This is a genomic window from Cronobacter sp. 153480017-3, from assembly GCF_053627815.1.
This window is the reverse complement of the sequence record NZ_JBSEYN010000021.1, coordinates 1-1,327: the sequence shown is the minus strand read 5'-3', so window position 1 is coordinate 1,327 and position 1,327 is coordinate 1. Positions and strand designations below refer to the sequence as shown.

At 57.2% G+C, this 1,327-nt stretch carries 2 protein-coding genes; both read left to right on the top strand.

Going from position 1 to position 1,327, the window contains the following annotated elements; all coding sequences use genetic code 11:
- Nucleotides 1–14: 14 nt before the first annotated feature.
- Nucleotides 15–512, top strand: a complete 498-nt coding sequence (tssB, locus tag ACUW6V_RS20715) for a type VI secretion system contractile sheath small subunit (RefSeq protein WP_308947399.1) — start codon at nt 15–17, stop codon at nt 510–512.
- A 34-nt stretch (nt 513–546) separates the two neighbouring features.
- On the top strand, nt 547–1,327 hold a 781-nt coding region (gene tssC / locus ACUW6V_RS20710; RefSeq protein WP_454038858.1), incomplete at its 3' end, for a type VI secretion system contractile sheath large subunit.

Genomic DNA, 1,327 nt, shown 5'->3' with positions numbered 1-1,327 from the left:
TGAAGGAACACGTCATGTCTGGTTCATTTCAGGAAGAAATTCCTAAAGCCCGTATTAACCTGAAGTTAAATCTGCACACCGGTGGCGCGCAGAAAAAAATCGAGCTGCCGCTGAAATTACTGGTCACCGGCGATTTCAGTCACGGCCAGGAGCACCGGCCGCTGTCTGAGCGCAAAAAAATCGACATAAACAAAAATAATTTCGACAGCGTGCTTTCGGAATTTTCACCGGCGCTGAATCTCGCCGTGGAAAATACCCTGGCCGGTGACGGACGCGAAGAAAACGTGCGCCTGACCTTCCGCCAGATGAAAGATTTCGAGCCGGAGCAGGTGGCGCGGCAAATTCCCCAGCTGAAAGCCATGCTCGCGATGCGCAATTTACTGCGCGACCTGAAATCCAATCTCCTTGATAACGCCACCTTCCGCAGGGAGCTGGAAACCATCCTGAAGGATCCGGCGCTGAGCGATGGCTTACGCGCGGAACTGGCGTCGCTGGCCCCGAAACACGCCTGAGGCGCACCGGGTTTATTACGGATTAACGAGAGAAATGCTGATGTCTGTTCAGAACACCCCCACTGCTGCCGGCGCCACGCAGGTACCGGAAACCACCGGCGGCGTTTACGCCTCGCTGTTTGAAAAAATTAATCTTCATCCGGTCGACGCGCTTGATGATATCGACGCCTGGCAGGACAGCCAGCGCCTGGCGGACGCCTCCGCCGATGAACGCGTGACCGCCGCGGTCCGGGTTTTCCTGGAGCGCCTGAAACAGTCCGGCCAGCAGGTTGAAAAGCTCGACAAAACGCTGCTTGACCACCATATCGCCGAGCTGGACCGGCAAATCAGCCGCCAGCTGGATACGGTGATGCACCATCCGGAGTTTCAGCAGGTGGAATCGCTGTGGCGCGGCCTGAAGCATCTGGTGGACCGCACCGACTACCGCCAGAACGTGCGCACGGAAATTCTCGATATCGCCAAAGAGGATTTGCGCCAGGACTTCGAGGACGCGCCGGAAATCGTCCAGAGCGGCCTCTACTGGCACACCTACACGGCGGAATATGACACGCCCGGCGGTGAGCCGGTGGGGGCGGTGATTTCCTCGTATGAGTTTGACGCCAGTGCGCAGGATATGGCGCTGCTGCGTAATATCTCTAAAGTCTCCGCCGCAGCGCACATGCCGTTTATCGGTGCCGTCGGCCCGAAATTCTTCCTCAAAGATTCCATGGAAGAGGTGGCGGCGATTAAGGACATCGGCAACTACTTTGACCGCGCCGAATACATCAAGTGGAAAGCCTTCCGTGACACCGACGATGCCCGCTATATCGGCCTGA

Excerpts from the sequence above, each read along its gene's own strand:
- tssB (WP_308947399.1), top strand. The coding sequence starts at position 15 with ATGTCTGGTTCATTTCAGGAAGAAATTCCTAAAGCCCGTATTAACCTG.